We start from the raw sequence: 17316 nt of genomic DNA, 5'->3' as shown, positions 1-17316 counted from the left end.
GATGACCCGGCGCTTCCCTCATCCGTCTCCGCTTCGCGGAGCCACCTTCTCCCCACTGATGTCGGATGTTTCCGACATCAGCTTACGTCGTCCCATCTCGGGCAAGCCCGAGATGGGTGGGGAGAAGGAAGAGTTACGCCGCGATGCCGCGCAGCACGTAGTGCAGGATGCCGGCGTTCTTGAAGTAGTCGAGCTCGTCCAGCGTATCGATGCGGCAGAGCACCGGCACTGTCTTCACCTTGCCGTCGGCCGAGGTGATCTCGGCTTGAAGCGTCTGGCGCGGCTTCACCGTGGCGAGGCCCTTGATGGTGACGGTCTCGTCGCCCTTGAGGTCGAGCGAAGCCCAGCTCGTGCCTTCCGGCAGCGTGAAGGGCACGACACCCATGCCGACCAGGTTCGAGCGGTGGATGCGCTCGAAGCTCTGGGCGATCACGGCCTTGACGCCGAGCAGGTTGGTGCCCTTCGCGGCCCAGTCACGCGAGGAGCCGTTGCCGTATTCGACGCCGGCGAAGACGACGAGCGGCACCTTCTCATGCTGGTAGCGCATCGCCGCGTCGTAGATCGGCAGCTCTTCCTTGCTCGGATAATGGATGGTGTAGCCGCCCTCGCGCCCGTTCGGCCCCATCATGTGGTTGCGGATGCGGATATTGGCGAAGGTGCCGCGCATCATCACCTCGTGATTGCCGCGCCGCGTGCCGTACTGGTTGAAGTCGGCGACGGCGACGCCATGCTCGGTGAGATAGGCGCCCGCCGGCGAGGCGGCCTTGATCGAGCCGGCCGGGGAGATGTGGTCGGTGGTGATCTTGTCGCCGAACAGGCCGAGGATGCGCGCGCCGACGACATCGGTGACCGGCGCTGGCTGCTTGCCCATGCCCTGGAAATAGGGCGGGTTCTGCACATAGGTCGACTTGTCGTCCCAGGCATAGGTCTGGCTCGCCGGGGTCTTGACCTTCTGCCAGTTGGCGTCGCCCTTGAAGACGTCGGCATATTTCGCCTTGAAGATCGCCTTGGTGACGTTCTTGGCGATGAAGGCCTGGATTTCCTTGTTGCTCGGCCAGATGTCCTTGAGGAAGACCGGCTTGCCGGCCTTGTCCATGCCGAGCGGCTCGGTCGTCAGGTCCTTCTGGACGGTGCCGGCCAGCGCATAGGCGACGACCAGCGGCGGCGAGGCGAGATAGTTCGCCTGCACGTCCGGCGAGACGCGGCCCTCGAAATTGCGGTTGCCGGAGATCACGGCGGCCGCGATCAGGCCCTGGTCGTTGATCGCCTTCGAGATCGGCGCCGGCAACGGGCCGGAATTGCCGATGCAGGTGGTGCAGCCGAAGCCGACCAGGTTGAAGCCGAGCTTGTCGAGGTCCTTCTGCAGGCCGGACTTGGCGAGATATTCGGCAACGACCTGCGAACCCGGCGCCAGCGAGGTCTTGACCCAGGGATGGACCTTCAGGCCCTTCGCCACCGCGTTGCGGGCGAGCAGGCCCGCGCCCATCAGCACCGAGGGGTTGGAGGTGTTGGTGCAGGAGGTGATGGCGGCGATGACGACGTCGCCATGGCCGAGATCGAAGTTCTGGCCCTCGACCTTGACCCGGCGGGAGAGCTCGGCGGCCTTCTTGTATTCGGTGTCCATGGCGGCGGCGAAGCCGGCCTTGATCGCACCGAGATCGGCGCGGCCTTCGGGCCGCTTGGGGCCGGCCATCGAGGACTGGACAGTGGTGAGGTCGAGCTCGAGGGTATCGGTGAAGACCGGATCGGGTGTCGAACGCGTGGCGAAGAGGCCCTGCGCCTTGGTGTATTTCTCGACCAGCGCGACACGGGCGGTCTTGCGGCCGGTCGTGGTCAGGTAGTCGAGCGTCTCGGCATCGACCGGGAAGAAGCCGCAGGTCGCGCCGTATTCCGGGCCCATATTGGCGATGGTGGCGCGGTCGGCCAGCGTCAACGCGTAGAGGCCGGGGCCGAAGAACTCGACGAACTTGCCGACGACGCCCTTCTTGCGCAGCATCTGGGTGACGGTCAGCACGAGGTCGGTCGCGGTGATGCCCTCGCGCAGCTTGCCGGTGAGCTTGAAGCCGATCACCTCGGGCAGTAGCATCGATTGCGGCTGGCCGAGCATGGCGGCCTCGGCCTCGATGCCGCCGACGCCCCAGCCGAGCACGGAGAGGCCGTTGACCATGGTGGTGTGCGAATCGGTGCCGACCACGGTGTCGGGATAGGCGACCTCGACGGTCTCCGTCTTCTTGCCCTTCTTCACCTTCTCCTTCTTGGTCCAGACGGTCTGGGCGAGGTATTCGAGATTGACCTGGTGGCAGATGCCGGTGCCGGGCGGGACGACGCGGAAATTGTCGAAGGCGCCCTGGCCCCATTTCAGGAAGCGGTAGCGCTCGCCATTGCGCTGGTACTCGAGATCGACGTTCTGCTTCAGCGCCTTGGGCGTGCCGAACTCGTCGACGATCACCGAGTGGTCGATGACGAGATCGACGGGAACCAGCGGGTTGATCTTCTTGGGATCGCCGCCGAGCGCCTTGACGCCGTCGCGCATCGCGGCGAGGTCGACCACGGCCGGAACGCCGGTGAAATCCTGCATCAGCACGCGGGCCGGACGGAAGCCGATCTCCTTGCCGGCCTTGCCCTTGTCCTTCAGCCAGGCGACGAAGGACTGGATATCGGTCTTGGTGACGGAGCGGCCATCCTCGAAGCGCAGCAGGTTCTCGAGCAGCACCTTCATCGAGAAGGGCAGCTTCGAGATGCCGGGCAGGCCGTTCTTCTCGGCGCTCTTGAGGGAGTAATAGACGTATTTCTTGGTGCCGACGGTGAGCGTCTTGCGGCACTTGAAGGAGTCGAGCGAAGCCATCTGGCTGAAATCCTGATCAAGGGGTTGCGGTCACGGTCCGCCTGGCCTTGCCGGCCGAACGGATCGAAGGCCTAATGCGCATGACGCGCGCGCCGCCTCGGGAGTGCCCGAGCCCCGCGCCGGATCGGCGTGCGGCGTAGCCATGGGTTCTATAGATCAATTCCAAGAAGCCCGCTACATGAACGAAACGCGTGCGTCGAGGGTTCTGACGCTCGGAAAGACGCCCTGGCCTTGTCGCAGATCCCATTCCCGAAGCTTGCCCTGAGTGCCGAGAACCTCGCCTGCCGTCGCGGCGGCCGGCTGATCTTCGACGGGCTCTCCTTCGCGCTGGCGAGCGGGGAGGCGATCGCGCTCACCGGCCGCAACGGCGCCGGCAAGTCGAGCCTGATCGCGATGATCAGCGGGCGCTTGCGTCCGGAGGCCGGGAGCCTGCGGATCGCGGGCGCGGACGAGACGCCCTTGCCCGAGCTGATCCATCTCGTCGGCCATCGCGACGGCCTCAAGACGGCGCTGACGGCGCGGGAGAACCTCGATTTCGCGCAGGCGCTGCTCGGCGAGCCCGGCTCTTCGCCGGACGAGGCGCTGGCCGCAATCGGCCTGCCGCATGTCGCGGCCCTGCCCGTCGGCTATCTCTCGGCCGGGCAGCGGCGACGCGTCGCGCTGGCGCGGCTCCTGGTCTCGCGGCGGCCGCTCTGGCTGCTCGACGAGCCGGCTTCGGCGCTCGACACGGCCGCGCAGGTGATGCTGATCGGGCTGATGCGCGGCCATCTCGCGCTGGGCGGGGCGATCCTGGCCGCGACGCATGGGCCGCTCGGGCTCGACGGCGCGCGCGAACTGAGGATCGGGCCGTGAGACGCGCCTTCCTCGCGATCCTGAAGCGCGACCTGGCGTTGGCGGCCCGCGCCGGGGGTGGCGGCGAGCTCGCGCTGGTGTTCTTCCTGACGCTGGTCGTGCTGGTGCCCTTCGCGCTCGGGCCCGACCTCAACCTGCTGTCGCGGATCGGGCCGGCGATCCTCTGGCTGGGGGCGCTGCTGGCGACGCTGATCGGGCTCGACCGGCTGTTCCAGGGCGACGAGGAGGACGGCTCGCTCGACCTGATCCGCGCCTCGGCGCTGCCGCTCGAGCTTGCCGTGCTGGCCAAGGGGCTGGCGCATTGGCTGACGACCGGGCTGCCATTGGCGATCTGCGCGCCCCTGCTCGGCCTGCTCGTGGCCCTGCCAGCCGAGGCGATGCTGCCGATCGCCGGGACATTGCTCGCCGGCACGCCGGCGCTGAGCTTCATCGGCGCGGCTGGCGCGGCCCTGACGGCGAGTTTGAAACGTGGCGGGCTGATCCTGCCGATCCTGGTCGCGCCGCTGACGGTGCCGGTGCTGATCTTCGGGGTCTCGGCTGCGAACAGCGCGCTTGGCGGCACCGTTCCCTTTCTGACGCCCTTCCTGATCCTGTGCGCGCTTTCACTCGCGGCGATCGTGGTCGGGACGATCGCGGCGGCGGCGGCGTTGCGGCAGGCCGACTGAGACGATCCGTCAGTTGATCGTCAGCGCGCCTTCGCCGAGCTCCAGCGCGCAGCCGGATTGAACCGCGACCTTCGCGACGACGGTCGCGATGTCCTCGAGCGCGACATTCTGGTCAACGAAGCGCAGCCGAACCTGTTCGGCGATTCCCGCGACATCGATAATCCGCAACTCATGCGCTTTTACGCGGACCATCAATTCGATGTCGTGCCTCATCTCGTCCGAAAGCGTGATCAACATGGCGATGCTCCTCCGGGGAGCCAGCCCACTGGCCGAGCGGCTTCGGCACGATAGGAGCGCCTCTTCGGGGGGTCAAGAAATTTATTTTATTTTACAATAGGTTAGCAAGTTAGGCCGATATGTGTTGAGCCCATTCGCCTGCGAATCCGCTGGATGAAAATCATGAGCCAAAGGTTGCTTCCAGGCGGAGTTGTCATACATAGTTCTTTACTCATTCGACCGACGCGGCGAGCATCACGATGGCTGAACTGGAACGGGGCGAGCGCCTTCAGATCATGCTGAACGCCGAGGAGTTGCGGGCGCTGGAAAACTGGCGATTCGAGAAGCGGATGCCGAGCCGCGCGGCGGCCGTCCGCGAGCTGTTGCGGCGGGGGCTGGCGGCGGAGGGCTTCACGCTGGCGGCCGAAGGCGCGAAGTCCGAAAGCTTCGGCCTCCTCGATGAGGACGCGCCGCATCCGCCCGACAAGAGCTGAGCGACGGTGCGGCGTTGTCGCAGGCGGGGCCAGCAGATTGCCGGCAGCCGGCCGCATTGCTAGATCAGGCGTCTCGAGGCTTCGGACGAGCCGGCAGCCCGATCTGACGCGGTGACATGGCCAGCCTGATAGATCTAGCGAATCCGACGCGCTTCATGCGCCTGTCCGCGGCGCTGCTGCCCTGGGGTCTGGGCGCGGCCGTGCTGCTGCTCGTCGTCGGGCTCTATCTCGCCTTCTTCGTCGCCCCCGCCGATTACCAGCAGGGCGAGACGATCCGGATCATGTTCGTGCATGTGCCGGCCGCCTGGCTGGCGCTGATGTTCTACACGATGATGGCAATCTCGGCGCTCGGCACCCTGGTCTGGCGGCATCCGCTGGCCGATGTCGCGCAAAAGGCGGCCGCGCCGATCGGCGCCTGCTTCGCGCTGATCTGCCTGATCACCGGCGCGCTCTGGGGCAAGCCGATGTGGGGGACCTATTGGGTCTGGGACGCGCGGCTGACCTCGGTGCTCGTGCTCTTCCTGATCTATCTCGGCATCATCGCGCTCTGGCGCACGCTCGACGATCCGTCGCGCGCCGGGCGCGCTGTGGCGATCCTGACGCTGGTCGGCTTCGTCAACGTGCCGATCATCAAGTTCTCGGTCGACTGGTGGAACACGCTGCACCAGCCGGCCTCGGTCTTCCGCGCCGGGGGGCCGACGATCCACCCGGCCATGCTCTGGCCGCTGCTGATCCTGGCGCTCGGCTTCACCTTGCTGGCGCTTTGCCTGCATCTCGTCGCGATGCGCGCCGAGATCATGCGCCGCCGCGTCCGGACCCTGACCATTTTCGAGGCCGAGCGGCTCGACCGGCTGGCGGCCGAGGTGCCGGCATGAGCGGGCTTGGGCCGCATACCGGCTTCATCGTCGCGGCCTATGCCGCAGTCGTCGTCATCCTCGGCGGGCTGATCCTCGCGACCTGGCGCGACCATCGCGCCCAGAGGCAGGAACTGGACGCGCTCGAACGGCGCGGCGCCGGCCGCCGGCGAGGTGCGCCATGAGCGACGCCGAAAGCCTGCCGCGCCGGCGCTCGCCGCTGGTCTTCCTCGTGCCGCTGATCCTGTTCGCCGGGCTTGCGCTGGTCTTCCTGGCCGGGTTGTTCTCCGGCGATGCCAGCAAGGTTCCCTCGGCGCTGATCGGCAAGCCGGCGCCGGCAGTCGCGCTGACGGCGCTCGAAGGCCTGCAGCAGGACGGGCGGCCGGTGCCGAGCTTCTCCGTCGCCGATCTCGCCAAGGGCAAGGCGACGCTGGTCAACGTCTTCGCGAGCTGGTGCGCGCCCTGCCGCGTCGAGCATCCCTATCTCGTCGCGATGGCGGAATCGCCGGCCGTCAAGCAGGGCAAGGTCGCGGTCGTCGGGATGAACTACAAGGACGAGGCTGAGAATGCGCGCCGCTTCCTCGGCGCTCTCGGCAATCCCTACTCCGCCGTCGGCGTCGACCGGCCCGGCCGGGCCGCGATCGAATGGGGCGTCTACGGGGTGCCCGAGACCTTCCTGATCGGGCCGGACGGAAAGATCGTCGAAAAGCATGTCGGGCCGCTCGACGCGGCCAGCGCGCAGCGGCTCCTGGCGAGGGCGGCGGCGCTGGCGAAGTGACGCAGTCGCGTCATGCTCGGGCTTGACCCGAGCATCTCTGGACGAGCTGGCGCCTTATCTTGCGAGAGATTCTCGGGTCTGCGCTGCGCTTCGCCCGAGAATGACGGGAGGGCTCACGCCGCCTTCTTGCCGCCCATCAGGCTCTCGAACATGCCGCGCCCGTCGGTGCCGCCGGTCAGCGAATCGATCAGGTTCTCGGGATGCGGCATCAGGCCGAGCACATTGAGCCCGGGCGAATAGATCCCGGCGATGCCGTTCAGCGAGCCGTTGGGATCGGCCTCGGGCGTGACCCGGCCGTCGACATCGGCATAGCGGAAGGCGACCAGCCCCTCGCCCTCGAGCCGCGCCAGCGTCTCGGGATCGGCGATGTAGTTGCCCTCGCCATGGGCGATGCAGACATCGATGACCTGGCCCTTGGCATAGGCATTGGTGAAGGCGGTGTCGGCGCGCTCGACGGTGAGGTGCTGGCGGCGGCAGACGAATTTCAGATTGGCGTTGCGGGCCAGAACGCCCGGCAGCAGCCCGGCCTCGCAGGCGATCTGGAAGCCGTTGCAGATGCCGAGCACGTAGCCGCCGCGCGCCGCATGGGCCCGCGTCGCATCCATGATATGGGCGCGGCCGGCAATGGCGCCACAGCGCAGATAGTCGCCATAGGAAAAGCCGCCGGGCAGCACGACGAGGTCGGTGCCGGTAGGGAGCTCGGTATCGGCGTGCCAGACATGGCTGACCGAGGCGCCGGCCTGGCGCAATGCGGTCGCGACATCGCCGTCGCGATTGGAGCCGGGGAAGGTGACGACGGCGGCTTTCATGAGATCAGTGTCCTGACAATAGCGAAAGACCGCGGGCGGCAACGCTGCGATTCGTGGAAACGACGGCGTCCAAAGTCGCGGTGTTGTCTTTCACCAAGGTGCGTCCCGCGGCGTAGACTGGCGTCCCGTCTTTGGCGCGCCCTGTGGCCTCGACGTCCAAGCCCACCAGACCTCCCCTTGAAAACTGGGCGAATCTGGTCACGCGCCCGGCGCCGTGTTGGGTTTTCATGGAAGCCTCCATGATGTCCTGCAATGTCGCGTCCTTGTACTGGCGGCGTCGAATAGCTTCCTCCGCCGTGATTCCCCCGATTCCGGGCGATGCGATCGCAGTCGCGCGAAGGGCGGTCGAGGCATGACCGCAGCGCTCCTTCTTGCAAACGTAAAGCCCGTTCACGACGAAGTTTTGGCCCGCAGGCGCCGAGGGTGTCTCCGCACTGCGCTCATAGCCCGCCGCTTCGAGCTTCGCTTCGACAGTTGCAGGCAATCGGTTTGCCGCTGTCTGGCAACCTCCGGCCAGAGCCGTCAGGCCAACAAGCAGCACCAAATTTTTCAAGCAATGCACGCTGGCCTCCCCCAAAGGCAAATACGGGCCTCAAATCTCGATGCGATAATTCTCGATCACCGTATTGGCGAGCAGCTTCTCGCAGGCGTCCTTGAGCGCGGTCTCGGCTGCCGCCTTGTCGCCGGCCGCGAGCTCGATGTCGAAGACCTTGCCCTGTCGGACCGAGCCTACGCCGTCGACGCCGAGCGATTTCAGCGCGCCTTCGATCGCCTTGCCCTGCGGGTCGAGCACGCCGGTCTTGAGGGTGACGGTGACGCGGGCTTTCATTGGGCTCTCCGGAAGGGGGCTGCTGCGGGGTGCCTTAGCGGCGAATCGGCTCGGGCTCAACCGATTGTGTGGGTTGCGGGACGAATCAGCGGCTGTGCCAGGCGGCGCTGGCATAGTCGCGGGCGGCGTCGGTATCGTTGCTGACGGCGATGGCGAGGACGAGCTTGCCGGCGTCGCGGCCATAGAGGATCGCGGTCGCGGCAAGGCGGCCGGTCTCACCCTCGCCGCGAATCGTGACGAGCAGGCCGCTGGTGCCGGCCTCGCTGAAGCGGGTGACGTTCGTCCTGCTCTTCACGCCGGGCTTCGCTGGCTTCGCCGCTTTCTTGGTCTTGTCGGGCTTGGCCGCCGGCTTGGCGAATTCGCGGGCGAGGCGGGCGGGATCGGCTGCGAGCGCGCGCTCGAGCTCGTCAGCCTTGCCGCCCTCGGCGACGATCAGCGCAGCCATGGCCGGGCGCAGGCAGGGCTCGCCCGGGCAATAGACGATGCTGCGCGGCTCCAGCCCGTCATTGACGACCCAGGAGCCGATCGGCAGCGGCCGCCAGCCGCGATCGGCGGCGAGCTTGGCGAGGCCGGGGCCGAAATGGCTGGTGCAGGCGCCGAGCAGGCAGAGCGCGCCGGCCAGCGCGACCAAAAGCAAACGGGAGCGCATGCGCTCCCGTTTGCCTGTCGATAGCGGAGAGGCGGCGGCGCTCACTGCACCAGGCGCGGCCCGGCGGCGGCGGTCGCCTTCTCGTTCTCGCCCATGATGCCGAGGCGGCGCGCCACCTCGGTATAGGCCTCGATCAGCCCGCCCATGTCGCGGCGGAAGCGGTCCTTGTCCATCTTGTCCTTCGACTTGATGTCCCAGAGCCGGCAGGAATCCGGGCTGATCTCGTCGGCGACGACGATGCGCATCATCTCGCCTTCCCAGAGCCGTCCGCATTCCATCTTGAAGTCGACGAGGCGGATGCCGGCGCCGAGGAAGAGGCCGGAGAGGAAATCATTGACGCGAATGGCGAGCGCCATGATGTCGTCGATCTCCTGCGGCGTGGCCCAGCCAAAGGCGGTGATGTGCTCCTCGGAGACCATCGGGTCGTTCAGCGCGTCGTTCTTGTAGTAGAACTCGATGATCGAGCGCGGCAGCTGCGTGCCTTCCTCGAGCCCGAGCTTGGTCGAGAGCGAGCCGGCGGCGACGTTGCGCACCACGACCTCGAGCGGAATGATCTCGACCTCGCGGATCAGCTGCTCGCGCATGTTCAGCCGGCGGATGAAATGCGTCGGCACACCGATATCGTTGAGGTTCGAGAAGATGTGCTCGGAGATCCTGTTGTTCAGGACGCCCTTGCCGTCGATCACCTCGTGTTTCTTGGCGTTGAAGGCGGTCGCGTCGTCCTTGAAATGCTGGATCAGCGTACCGGGCTCTGGTCCTTCATAGAGGACCTTCGCCTTGCCTTCGTAGATGCGACGGCGGCGATTCATTGGGATGTACCGTGGCTTGAGGAAATCCAAAGGTCGGCCTTTCTCTGGTCGCAGGTCGCCCCGCGGCGGGATCGTGGCCCCTGTTCAGCCCGCCCTTCGCAGCTTGCGTTGATCCGCGGCAGAGCGGACCAGCCTAGACTGCTGAATGGTCCGGCTCAATGCGTCGGAGGCCGTTCCGGCCGCCTTCGCGACCGCTATATGGCGCTTCTGCACTGCAAACGCAACAAACCGGCCGGCGCGGCGCCGGGCGGCCGCAATCGGCGCTGGCCCTGAGCGCTGCGCCATCCTATATGGCTTGGATGACGTCGCCCGGAGCAGCGTGAGAGGACCGAGATCGCATGAGCACCTTCGATCAGCGCAAGGACGCTTTCGAGAACAAGTTCGCCCTCGACGAGGAGCTGCGTTTCAAGGCCACGGCAAGGCGCAACAAGCTGCTTGGATTGTGGGCCGCGGAGAAGCTCGGCAAGAGCGGCGCTGAGGCCGACGCCTATGCCAAGTCGGTGGTGCTCGCCGATTTCGAGGAAGCCGGCGACGAGGACGTGCTGCGCAAGGTCAGGTCCGATTTCGCGACTGGCAGCGTCGCGGTGGCCCACGAGGAGATCCGCCGGGTGATGACCGAGCTGCTGATCACGGCGGCCGAGGAAATCCAGGCGGGGCGCTAGCAGCGCCGGTTCGCCAGACGCAGGACGTGGTTGAGACGGGCGCATGAGCGCCCGTTTGCTTTTGTGCGAGGCTCCGGTCCACCTTGCTCCACCCGCCGCGATCCAAGAGCGGGCAACCGGATGAACGCGCCCATGGCTTCCGCTAGACCGACCGTCCTCTCCTCGCTCGCCGACCGCCTCGCGAAGGGCGACACGATCCTTTCCGCCTGGTGCGGCATCGCCGATCCCAGCGTCGCGGGCATCCTGGCGCATGAGGGCTTCGACGCGGTCACGCTCGACATGCAGCACGGGCCGATCACGCTGAACGAGGTCATTCGCGCGATTCCGCTGATCAACGCCGCCGGCAAGCCGGCCATGGCGCGCATCCCCGTCGGGGAGTTCCAGAACGTCTCGAAGCTGTTCGATGCCGGCGTCTCGGGTGTGATCGCGCCGATGATCAACACCATGGACGACGCGCGGACCTTCGCGGCCTACTCCAAGTACCCACCGCTCGGCGAGCGCAGCTGGGGCAGCTATGGCGGGCTCGCCGCCTCGGGGCTCGACCAGAACGCCTATCTCAAGGAGGCCAACCGCTTCTCGCTCTCCTTCGCGATGATCGAGACGCGAGAGGCGATGGCGATCCTCGACGACATCCTGGCGCTGGACGGCATCGATGCGGTCTTCGTCGGGCCTTCCGACCTCTCGATCGCGCTCTCGGGCGGCAAGCAGGTCGACGCGCTGTCGAAGGAGGTCGACGAGGCGATCCGCCATATCGTGGCGCGGGCCTCGGCCGCGAAGAAGCCGGTGGCGATCTACGCGCAATCGGCCGAGCGGGCGAAAGCCTTCGTCGAAATGGGGGCGAAATTCGTCGCCGTGATGGGTGACGCGGTTTTCCTGCGCGTCGCGGCCCAAAGCGCGCTGAAAGTGATCCGCACCTAGAGCATCGGCTCGAAAAGTGGATTCCGGCTTTCTCATGTCATCCCGGGCAACCGAAGGGAGACCCGGGATCCATGCCTGGCCTTTTGAGCAATACGTTCCGGCATGGACCCCGGCTCGGCGCCGCTGACGCGGCTTGGCCGGGATGACGGGGGTGTGGCCGCCCTCAGGCATTGATCCCTTCGCGGTTCTTCAGCGCGGCGTAATAGGCCCAGAGCAGCCGTGCGGCGACGCCGCGCCAGGGGCGCCAGGCCTCGGCGAGGGCGGCCAGCTCGCGCGTGCTCGGCCGGGCGGCGAGCCCGAAGCCGACGCGGGCGGCCTCCTGCAGGGCGAGGTCGCCGGCGGCGAAGCCGTCGCGATGGCCGAGGCAGAACATCAGGTAGACATCCGCCGTCCAGGGGCCGATGCCGGGCACCGCCGTCATGTGCTCGTGGATGCGCTCGGGCGAGGCGTCCTCGAGCAGGGAGAAATCGAGGCTGCCCGCAGCGATCGCCCCGGCGACGGCGCGCAGGCTGCGCTGCTTCGGGCGCGAGAGTCCCGACAGGCGCATCTCCTCGTCGCTTGCCGCCAGCACGCGCTCCGGCGTCAGCGGCGCCAGCACCGTCTCGACCCGGGCGAGGATGGCGCGGGCACTGGCGACCGAGACCTGCTGCGAGACGATGATCGCGACGAGCCCGCGGAAGCCGCCCTCGCGCCGCCGCAGCGGGGGCAAGCCGGTCCGCTCGATGATGGCGGTCCAGCCGGGATGGAGCGGGCGCAGCGCGGCCATGCCCTCCTCGAGATCGGCGTCGCAGGTGATTCTGTTCATGCGTCCATCTTGATCGCAGGCGCGGCCAGATCCGTCAGCAGGGTTGCGGCGGGACTTGGCCGGGCACGGGCGAGACCATAGACAGGGGCGATGGCGACGTCCTCCTCCGATCGCGATAAACTGGTGCTTCGTTTCGCGCCCAGTCCGAACGGGCGGCTGCATCTCGGGCATGCCTTCTCGGCCCTGACGAACGAGCGGATCGCAGCGCGGCTCGGTGGGCGCCTGCTGCTGCGCATCGAGGATATCGACGTGACGCGCTGCCGGCCGGAATTCGAGCAGGCGATCCATGAAGACCTGGCCTGGCTCGGGCTGCGCTTCGACGATGCCGTCCGCCGGCAATCGGAGCATTTCGACGATTACCGCGCGGCGCTGGACCTCTTGCGGGGGCGGGGGCTGGTCTATCCCTGCTTCTGCTCGCGCCAGCAGATCGGGCGGGCGGTCGGGGCGAAGGAGGCCGAAACCGGCGGGGCCTGGCCGCGTGATCCGGACGGGTCGCCGCTCTATCCCGGCACTTGCCGCAAGCTCTCCGAGGCCGAGGCGCAGGCGCGCATCGCCGCTGGCGAGCCGCATGTCCTGCGTCTCGCCATGGATCGCGCCCTGTCGGAGATCGGCGGAGAGGCCGTCTATCAACGCTTCGACGAGGCGGGCACCGAGTGCATGGTCAGGGCGGAGCCGGAGCGCTGGGGCGATGTCGTGCTGGCGCGCAAGGACGTGCCGACCAGCTACCATTTGTCCGTCGTTGTCGACGACGCGCTCCAGGGCGTCACACATGTCGTGCGCGGGCGCGATCTCGAGGCCGCGACCGACATCCACGCCGTGCTGCAGCGCCTGCTCGGATTGGCAAGCCCGCGCTACCATTTCCACCGGCTGCTGCAGGACGAGACCGGCCAGAAACTGGCGAAGAGCCGGATGTCGGAAAGCCTGGCGGATCTCAGGGTGCGCGGGGTGACGGCGGCGGAGATACGGGAGCGGCTCGGTTTCCCATAGCCGTCATTGCGAGGAGCGTAGCGACGAAGCAATCCAGAAGGGCTCGCGCAGCCCTCTGGATTGCTTCGCTTCGCTCGCAATGACGGGTCGCGTCACCCGACGCCGAGCCAGGTCAGCCAGGCGGCGGTGGTGAAGAGCGAGACCATGGTCGAGAGCGCGATGGCGCTGGAGGCGTCGGCGACGCCCTGCCGGTAGCGCTCGGCGAAGAGATAGGCGTTGATCCCGCAGGGACAGGCCGCGAAGAGCACCGCGACGCCCGACCAATGTGCCGGCATCGCGAAGACCTGCGTCGCCAGCACATAGACGATCAGCGGATGCAGGCCGAGCTTGAGGCCGCTCAGCACGACCGGCAGGCCGAGCCCGGACGCGAGACCATAGCGCCGCATCGCGATACCGAGGCTGATCAGGGCGCAAGGCACGGCCGCGCCGGCGAGCAGGTCGACGATGGTCCAGAGCGGGGCCGGAATCAGGTCGATGATCGGGCGCGCGGCCGAGCCGAGCAGGATGCCGATGATGATCGGATGGGTGAACAGGCGCCGGACCAGCATGGTCACGGACGCCGAGCGGCCTTCGGCGAGAAGGGTCGCGATCGTCATGGTCACCGGCAGATGGACGGCCAAGAGCAGGCCGAGCGGCACGGCGCCGGCGTCGCCATAGGCCTTCAGGATCATCGGCACGCCGACGAAGACGGTGTTCGATTGCGCCGCGGCGAAGCCGGAGACCACCAGCTCGGGACCCTTCCGGCTGAAGACCCGATGCGCGACGAGGGTCGCCAGGGCCCAGACGATGGCGAGGCCGGCGAAATAGGAGATCCAGTAGCCCCAGGGCTGGCTCGACGGGATGTCGGCCCTGGCCAGCGTCTTGAAGAGCAGGCAGGGCACGGCGAGCACGAAGACGAAATCGGAGAGGCCCTCGCCGGTGGTCTCGCGCACGAGCCGGACCCAGCGCGCGAGATAGCCGAGCGCGATCAGGCCGAAGACGGGCAGGACGACGAGGAGGGAGGAGAGCATCGCGAGGATCGGGGAAGGTCGTCGGTGAAGATCACGGGGATCGGCGTCCCGTCGCGATCCTCCCTCACGGCGGCAAAGTCAAGGAAGCGGCCTCTCAAAGAGCGGTCGGGCCTGCCACATTTGCGATCAGCGGAGGCTGGTCAGCCTGCCCGATCAGCGTGCCTGGGCGAGCGTGCCGCCGGCGCGGACGATCAGGCCCTGGACCTCGTCGCGCTGGCGCTTGAACTCGGCCAGCGTGCGGCCCTCGAGCTCGCGGCCGCGCGGGACGCGGATCTTCATCGGGTTGACGAAGTTGCCGTTGACCATGACCTCGTAGTGCAGATGTGGCCCGGTCGAGAGGCCGGTATTGCCGAGATAGCCGATGACCTGACCCTGCCGCACCTTGACGCCCGCCGCGATGCCCTTGGCGAAGCCGGACTGGTGCGAATAGGTGGTGACATAGCCGTTGGCGTGCTGGATCTCGATGCGCCGGCCGTAGCCGGAGGCCCAGTCGGCTTTGATCACGGTGCCGTTGCCGGCGGCCAGGATCGGCGTGCCGATGCGGTTGGCCCAGTCGACGCCGGTATGCATCTTCGAATAGCGCATGACCGGGTGGTAGCGCATGCCGAAGCCCGAGCGCATCTCGGCATCGGTGATCGGCTTGCGCAGCAGGAACTTCTTCAGCGAGCGGCCATCCTCGTCGAAATAGTCGATCAGCCCGTCTTCCGGCGCCTGGTAGCGGAAGACGCGCCGCGTCTCGCCGCCGATGGTCAGGGCAGCCGAGAGGATCTCGCCGCGCTCGCCTTCGTCGTCCTCGGTGAAGATGACCTCGAGATTGTCGCCGCCGCGCACGCGCTGCTGGAAGTCGAGGTCATAGGAGAAGATGCGGACGAGCTCGTCGATCAGCGGGCGCGGCAACTCATGTCGCAAGCCCGTCTCGTAGAGGCTCTCGTAGAGCCGCGCGCCGCCCGTGCCCTCCTCCTCGTCCTCCTCCTCGTCATTGCCCCGGCGCTGCGGGCCGGCGATCTCCTGCTTGGGCAGCGTGACCGGCACGAAGACGCCCTTGTCATTGGCGGCGATGGTCGCCTCCGGCTGGCCATTGGTCAGCAATGACACGCGCATGATCTGGCGCGGGTCGCCGGGGCGCGGGCCCGGCGCGAACAGCGCCTGCAGGACCTGGCCTTCCGGCAGCGCCGAGACGCGGATCTTGCCGCCGAAGGCCTGGATCATCGCCCTGATCTGCTCGGGCGGGGCGCCGGCGGCGCGCAGCACCTGCTCGAAATTCTCGCCGCGCCGGGTGATCAGCAGCTTGTCCTCGACGAGCGGCTCGCGCGATGCCGCGATTGGTGTCTTGAGGGCGTTGGTGACATTCTCCGGCACGACGCGCACCTCGATGCCGGAAAAGCGCGTATCGGTCGCCGGGGCATAGGCGAGAAGGTCGTTGCCCCTCGCGGCGTTGCCATTGCCGAGCGTGCGGCTGAGCATCAGCTGCGGCGGTATCGGCAGTGGCCTCTGCCGGCCCGCCGCGGCGAGATTGGCGCGCTCCTCCTCGATCTGCGCGACCACCTCGGCATCGCCGAGCCGGGGCTTGCCCGGCTTGACCACGACCTCGGCGAGATCGCGCTTGACGATAGTGACGTCGGCATCCGGCATGTCGCCGGCCGGCTCGGCATAGCGCTCGGCCGGCTGGCCGCCCTCGGCGAAGAGCCGAAGCGGATTGAAGGGTGGGATGTTGGTGGCATAGACGCCGGTCGTCAGCGAGAGGTTCGAGGCCAGGCGCACGAAGGGGCGGACCCGGATCACCTCGCGCTCGCCGACGCGCTGGGACATCGGCGCGCGCGCGCTGTGCCGCGCCGACATCACCGGCTGGTCGGCGACGAGCTTGTCGGCCTTGCGCGCCCCGCCGCCGGCACCGGCCGCGGAGGCAGCCCGCACGGTGACCGCTTCCGGCTGCTCGGGCAGGCCGGCATCGCCCTGCACCGCAACCAGGATCGCGCCGCCGAGCAGGGCCGCGCCGCAAGAGCCGACCAGCGCGCAGGCGGCAAGCCAGCGCAGCGAGACGCCACGCCGGTCGAGCGCCTGGTGCGGCGCGCCGTCCGGCCGGATCGCCGGCTCGATGCCGAGATCGACCAGGAGGGCCGCGGCTTCCGGCGACAGCGGTTCTGCTGGCGTGCTGAGCTCGGGGTGGGCGTTCATCGTCTGGGGTCTGAGAGCCTTGCTTCCGATCCGGACTCCGGCGGGAGCCGCGTGCTGAAGATGACGCGATCCTCACGCTCGCGCGTCGGATCGACCATGCCCGCGTCGCTGCCCGGAATCAATCCGGACGGTGCGGTCGCCGCGTGCGGGAGTGAGCCAGTGACCGCTGATTGCGGCTGTTTGCAGGCGTTCCTCGCGCGCGCGCGCGATTTACAAAGTCGCTGCTGCCGAAAACGGCGAAGCCGCCTAAGAAAAATGCGCTTTGTCGAAAAAACTTCAAAATCCGTGTTGACACCCGAAGCGGCCGTCCCCTATAAACCGCCCATCGAGACGGCGACGCCGCTGGCGGCGCCACTCACTGCGCTTCACTAGAAACGCTAGGCCTTGTAGCCGACAACCTCGGCCCAAACGCCTGTCTTCTGTGACGCCACGCTGTTTGAAAACTGAAGACAGAAAGAGAAACGTGGACGGCGGAGTTCTTGCGGACTTGCCTTCGGGCAAGTCAAACGAGACTTCGGTGTGCTGCGTTACAAGAGCTCATCGCTTGGTTGCTTAGGTAATCAAGTAATGGCTCCGTCAATACGCAGCGATGCCGGAACAAACTCACTCAAATCTGAGAGTTTGATCCTGGCTCAGAGCGAACGCTGGCGGCAGGCTTAACACATGCAAGTCGAACGGGCACTTCGGTGCTAGTGGCAGACGGGTGAGTAACACGTGGGAACGTACCTTTCGGTTCGGAATAATTCAGGGAAACTTGGACTAATACCGGATAAGCCCTTCGGGGGAAAGATTCATCGCCGATAGATCGGCCCGCGTCTGATTAGCTAGTTGGTGAGGTAATGGCTCACCAAGGCGACGATCAGTAGCTGGTCTGAGAGGATGATCAGCCACATTGGGACTGAGACACGGCCCAAACTCCTACGGGAGGCAGCAGTGGGGAATATTGGACAATGGGCGAA

General features: G+C 67.1%; 20 protein-coding genes and 1 rRNA gene. 11 read left to right on the top strand and 10 right to left on the bottom strand.

Annotated features, from left to right (window positions below):
* Positions 1-133: 133 nt before the first annotated feature.
* Positions 134-2845, bottom strand: a complete 2712-nt coding sequence (acnA, locus tag ACTIF2_RS22105) for an aconitate hydratase AcnA (protein WP_439499280.1) — start codon at positions 2843-2845, stop codon at positions 134-136.
* A 231-nt stretch (positions 2846-3076) separates the two neighbouring features.
* Here acnA and ccmA point away from each other — a divergent pair, with 231 nt between their 5' ends.
* Both ccmA and ccmB read left to right on the top strand, forming a co-directional pair.
* Entirely contained in the window at positions 3077-3697 is a 621-nt protein-coding gene (gene ccmA / locus ACTIF2_RS22100) for a heme ABC exporter ATP-binding protein CcmA (RefSeq protein ID WP_439499279.1), read from the top strand.
* Positions 3694-4362, top strand: coding sequence for a heme exporter protein CcmB (gene ccmB / locus ACTIF2_RS22095; RefSeq protein WP_439499278.1), 669 nt, complete (start codon positions 3694-3696; stop codon positions 4360-4362). The genes ccmA and ccmB overlap by 4 nt, the downstream gene beginning before the upstream one ends.
* A gap of 9 nt (positions 4363-4371) precedes the next feature.
* Here ccmB and ACTIF2_RS22090 read toward each other — a convergent pair whose 3' ends face one another.
* Complete coding sequence (locus ACTIF2_RS22090) at positions 4372-4599, bottom strand: hypothetical protein (protein ID WP_439499277.1); 228 nt, start codon at positions 4597-4599, stop codon at positions 4372-4374.
* A 239-nt stretch (positions 4600-4838) separates the two neighbouring features.
* Here ACTIF2_RS22090 and ACTIF2_RS22085 point away from each other — a divergent pair, with 239 nt between their 5' ends.
* From ACTIF2_RS22085 to ACTIF2_RS22070, 4 genes are all read left to right on the top strand, one after another.
* The gene (locus tag ACTIF2_RS22085; protein WP_439499276.1) at positions 4839-5072 is read left to right on the top strand and encodes a hypothetical protein; all 234 of its coding nucleotides are present in this window, start codon (positions 4839-4841) and stop codon (positions 5070-5072) included.
* Between the two features lie 155 nt (positions 5073-5227).
* Complete coding sequence (locus ACTIF2_RS22080) at positions 5228-5947, top strand: heme ABC transporter permease (protein WP_439499275.1); 720 nt, start codon at positions 5228-5230, stop codon at positions 5945-5947.
* Positions 5944-6111: a heme exporter protein CcmD gene (gene ccmD / locus ACTIF2_RS22075; protein WP_439499274.1), complete on the top strand. Its 168-nt coding sequence runs from the start codon at positions 5944-5946 to the stop codon at positions 6109-6111. The genes ACTIF2_RS22080 and ccmD overlap by 4 nt, the downstream gene beginning before the upstream one ends.
* Positions 6108-6704 carry a DsbE family thiol:disulfide interchange protein gene (locus tag ACTIF2_RS22070; RefSeq protein WP_439499273.1) on the top strand — a complete coding sequence of 199 codons (597 nt, stop codon included), beginning with the start codon at positions 6108-6110 and terminating at the stop codon, positions 6702-6704. Before ccmD ends, ACTIF2_RS22070 begins: the two co-directional genes overlap by 4 nt.
* A gap of 113 nt (positions 6705-6817) precedes the next feature.
* Here the strand turns inward: ACTIF2_RS22070 and purQ are convergent, their stop codons facing one another.
* From purQ to purC, 5 genes are all read right to left on the bottom strand, one after another.
* Positions 6818-7513 carry a phosphoribosylformylglycinamidine synthase subunit PurQ gene (gene purQ / locus ACTIF2_RS22065; RefSeq protein WP_439499272.1) on the bottom strand — a complete coding sequence of 232 codons (696 nt, stop codon included), beginning with the start codon at positions 7511-7513 and terminating at the stop codon, positions 6818-6820.
* Positions 7514-7517: 4 nt separating this feature from the next.
* Positions 7518-8075, bottom strand: a complete 558-nt coding sequence (locus ACTIF2_RS22060) for a hypothetical protein (RefSeq protein ID WP_439499271.1) — start codon at positions 8073-8075, stop codon at positions 7518-7520.
* A 30-nt stretch (positions 8076-8105) separates the two neighbouring features.
* Positions 8106-8342, bottom strand: a complete 237-nt coding sequence (gene purS / locus ACTIF2_RS22055; RefSeq protein WP_439499270.1) for a phosphoribosylformylglycinamidine synthase subunit PurS — start codon at positions 8340-8342, stop codon at positions 8106-8108.
* An 85-nt stretch (positions 8343-8427) separates the two neighbouring features.
* Positions 8428-8991 carry a hypothetical protein gene (locus ACTIF2_RS22050; RefSeq protein WP_439499269.1) on the bottom strand — a complete coding sequence of 188 codons (564 nt, stop codon included), beginning with the start codon at positions 8989-8991 and terminating at the stop codon, positions 8428-8430.
* Positions 8992-9032: 41 nt separating this feature from the next.
* Positions 9033-9830, bottom strand: coding sequence for a phosphoribosylaminoimidazolesuccinocarboxamide synthase (gene purC, locus ACTIF2_RS22045; RefSeq protein WP_439499268.1), 798 nt, complete (start codon positions 9828-9830; stop codon positions 9033-9035).
* Positions 9831-10138: 308 nt separating this feature from the next.
* Here purC and ACTIF2_RS22040 point away from each other — a divergent pair, with 308 nt between their 5' ends.
* Positions 10139-10462 carry a DUF1476 domain-containing protein gene (locus ACTIF2_RS22040; protein WP_439499267.1) on the top strand — a complete coding sequence of 108 codons (324 nt, stop codon included), beginning with the start codon at positions 10139-10141 and terminating at the stop codon, positions 10460-10462.
* Positions 10463-10594: 132 nt separating this feature from the next.
* On the top strand, positions 10595-11380 hold the full coding sequence (locus ACTIF2_RS22035; protein ID WP_439499266.1) for an HpcH/HpaI aldolase family protein: 786 nt from the start codon (positions 10595-10597) through the stop codon (positions 11378-11380).
* A 163-nt stretch (positions 11381-11543) separates the two neighbouring features.
* On the opposite strand, the gene ACTIF2_RS22030 is transcribed toward ACTIF2_RS22035, so the two are convergent.
* Entirely contained in the window at positions 11544-12185 is a 642-nt protein-coding gene (locus ACTIF2_RS22030; RefSeq protein ID WP_439499265.1) for a DNA-3-methyladenine glycosylase family protein, read from the bottom strand.
* A 90-nt stretch (positions 12186-12275) separates the two neighbouring features.
* On the opposite strand from ACTIF2_RS22030, the gene gluQRS reads away from it, so the two are divergent.
* Positions 12276-13172, top strand: a complete 897-nt coding sequence (gene gluQRS, locus ACTIF2_RS22025) for a tRNA glutamyl-Q(34) synthetase GluQRS (RefSeq protein ID WP_439499264.1) — start codon at positions 12276-12278, stop codon at positions 13170-13172.
* A gap of 92 nt (positions 13173-13264) precedes the next feature.
* Here gluQRS and ACTIF2_RS22020 read toward each other — a convergent pair whose 3' ends face one another.
* A complete protein-coding gene (locus ACTIF2_RS22020) occupies positions 13265-14182 on the bottom strand; it encodes an AEC family transporter (protein WP_439499263.1) in 918 nt (305 codons plus the stop codon).
* 153 nt (positions 14183-14335) lie between these two features.
* Positions 14336-16357, bottom strand: coding sequence for a M23 family metallopeptidase (locus ACTIF2_RS22015; protein WP_439499262.1), 2022 nt, complete (start codon positions 16355-16357; stop codon positions 14336-14338).
* 51 nt (positions 16358-16408) lie between these two features.
* Here ACTIF2_RS22015 and ACTIF2_RS22010 point away from each other — a divergent pair, with 51 nt between their 5' ends.
* Both ACTIF2_RS22010 and ACTIF2_RS22005 read left to right on the top strand, forming a co-directional pair.
* On the top strand, positions 16409-16729 hold the full coding sequence (locus ACTIF2_RS22010) for a hypothetical protein (RefSeq protein WP_439499261.1): 321 nt from the start codon (positions 16409-16411) through the stop codon (positions 16727-16729).
* Between the two features lie 237 nt (positions 16730-16966).
* Positions 16967-17316 (top strand): 16S ribosomal RNA (locus ACTIF2_RS22005); the annotation flags it as partial.

Source organism: Allobosea sp. (assembly GCF_051860145.1).
In the GTDB taxonomy this organism is placed as follows: domain Bacteria; phylum Pseudomonadota; class Alphaproteobacteria; order Rhizobiales; family Beijerinckiaceae; genus Allobosea.
This window is presented reverse-complemented; position numbering and strand designations above follow the sequence as displayed.

Coding starts and splice junctions, on each gene's coding strand:
- acnA (WP_439499280.1), bottom strand. CDS start 2,845: ATGGCTTCGCTCGACTCCTTCAAGTGCCGCAAGACGCTCACCGTCGGC.
- ACTIF2_RS22090 (WP_439499277.1), bottom strand. CDS start 4,599: ATGTTGATCACGCTTTCGGACGAGATGAGGCACGACATCGAATTGATG.
- ACTIF2_RS22085 (WP_439499276.1), top strand. CDS start 4,839: ATGGCTGAACTGGAACGGGGCGAGCGCCTTCAGATCATGCTGAACGCC.
- ACTIF2_RS22080 (WP_439499275.1), top strand. CDS start 5,228: ATGCGCCTGTCCGCGGCGCTGCTGCCCTGGGGTCTGGGCGCGGCCGTG.
- ccmD (WP_439499274.1), top strand. CDS start 5,944: ATGAGCGGGCTTGGGCCGCATACCGGCTTCATCGTCGCGGCCTATGCC.
- ACTIF2_RS22070 (WP_439499273.1), top strand. CDS start 6,108: ATGAGCGACGCCGAAAGCCTGCCGCGCCGGCGCTCGCCGCTGGTCTTC.
- purQ (WP_439499272.1), bottom strand. CDS start 7,513: ATGAAAGCCGCCGTCGTCACCTTCCCCGGCTCCAATCGCGACGGCGAT.
- purS (WP_439499270.1), bottom strand. CDS start 8,342: ATGAAAGCCCGCGTCACCGTCACCCTCAAGACCGGCGTGCTCGACCCG.
- ACTIF2_RS22050 (WP_439499269.1), bottom strand. CDS start 8,991: ATGCGCTCCCGTTTGCTTTTGGTCGCGCTGGCCGGCGCGCTCTGCCTG.
- ACTIF2_RS22040 (WP_439499267.1), top strand. CDS start 10,139: ATGAGCACCTTCGATCAGCGCAAGGACGCTTTCGAGAACAAGTTCGCC.
- ACTIF2_RS22035 (WP_439499266.1), top strand. CDS start 10,595: ATGGCTTCCGCTAGACCGACCGTCCTCTCCTCGCTCGCCGACCGCCTC.
- ACTIF2_RS22030 (WP_439499265.1), bottom strand. CDS start 12,185: ATGAACAGAATCACCTGCGACGCCGATCTCGAGGAGGGCATGGCCGCG.
- gluQRS (WP_439499264.1), top strand. CDS start 12,276: ATGGCGACGTCCTCCTCCGATCGCGATAAACTGGTGCTTCGTTTCGCG.
- ACTIF2_RS22020 (WP_439499263.1), bottom strand. CDS start 14,182: ATGCTCTCCTCCCTCCTCGTCGTCCTGCCCGTCTTCGGCCTGATCGCG.
- ACTIF2_RS22015 (WP_439499262.1), bottom strand. CDS start 16,357: ATGAACGCCCACCCCGAGCTCAGCACGCCAGCAGAACCGCTGTCGCCG.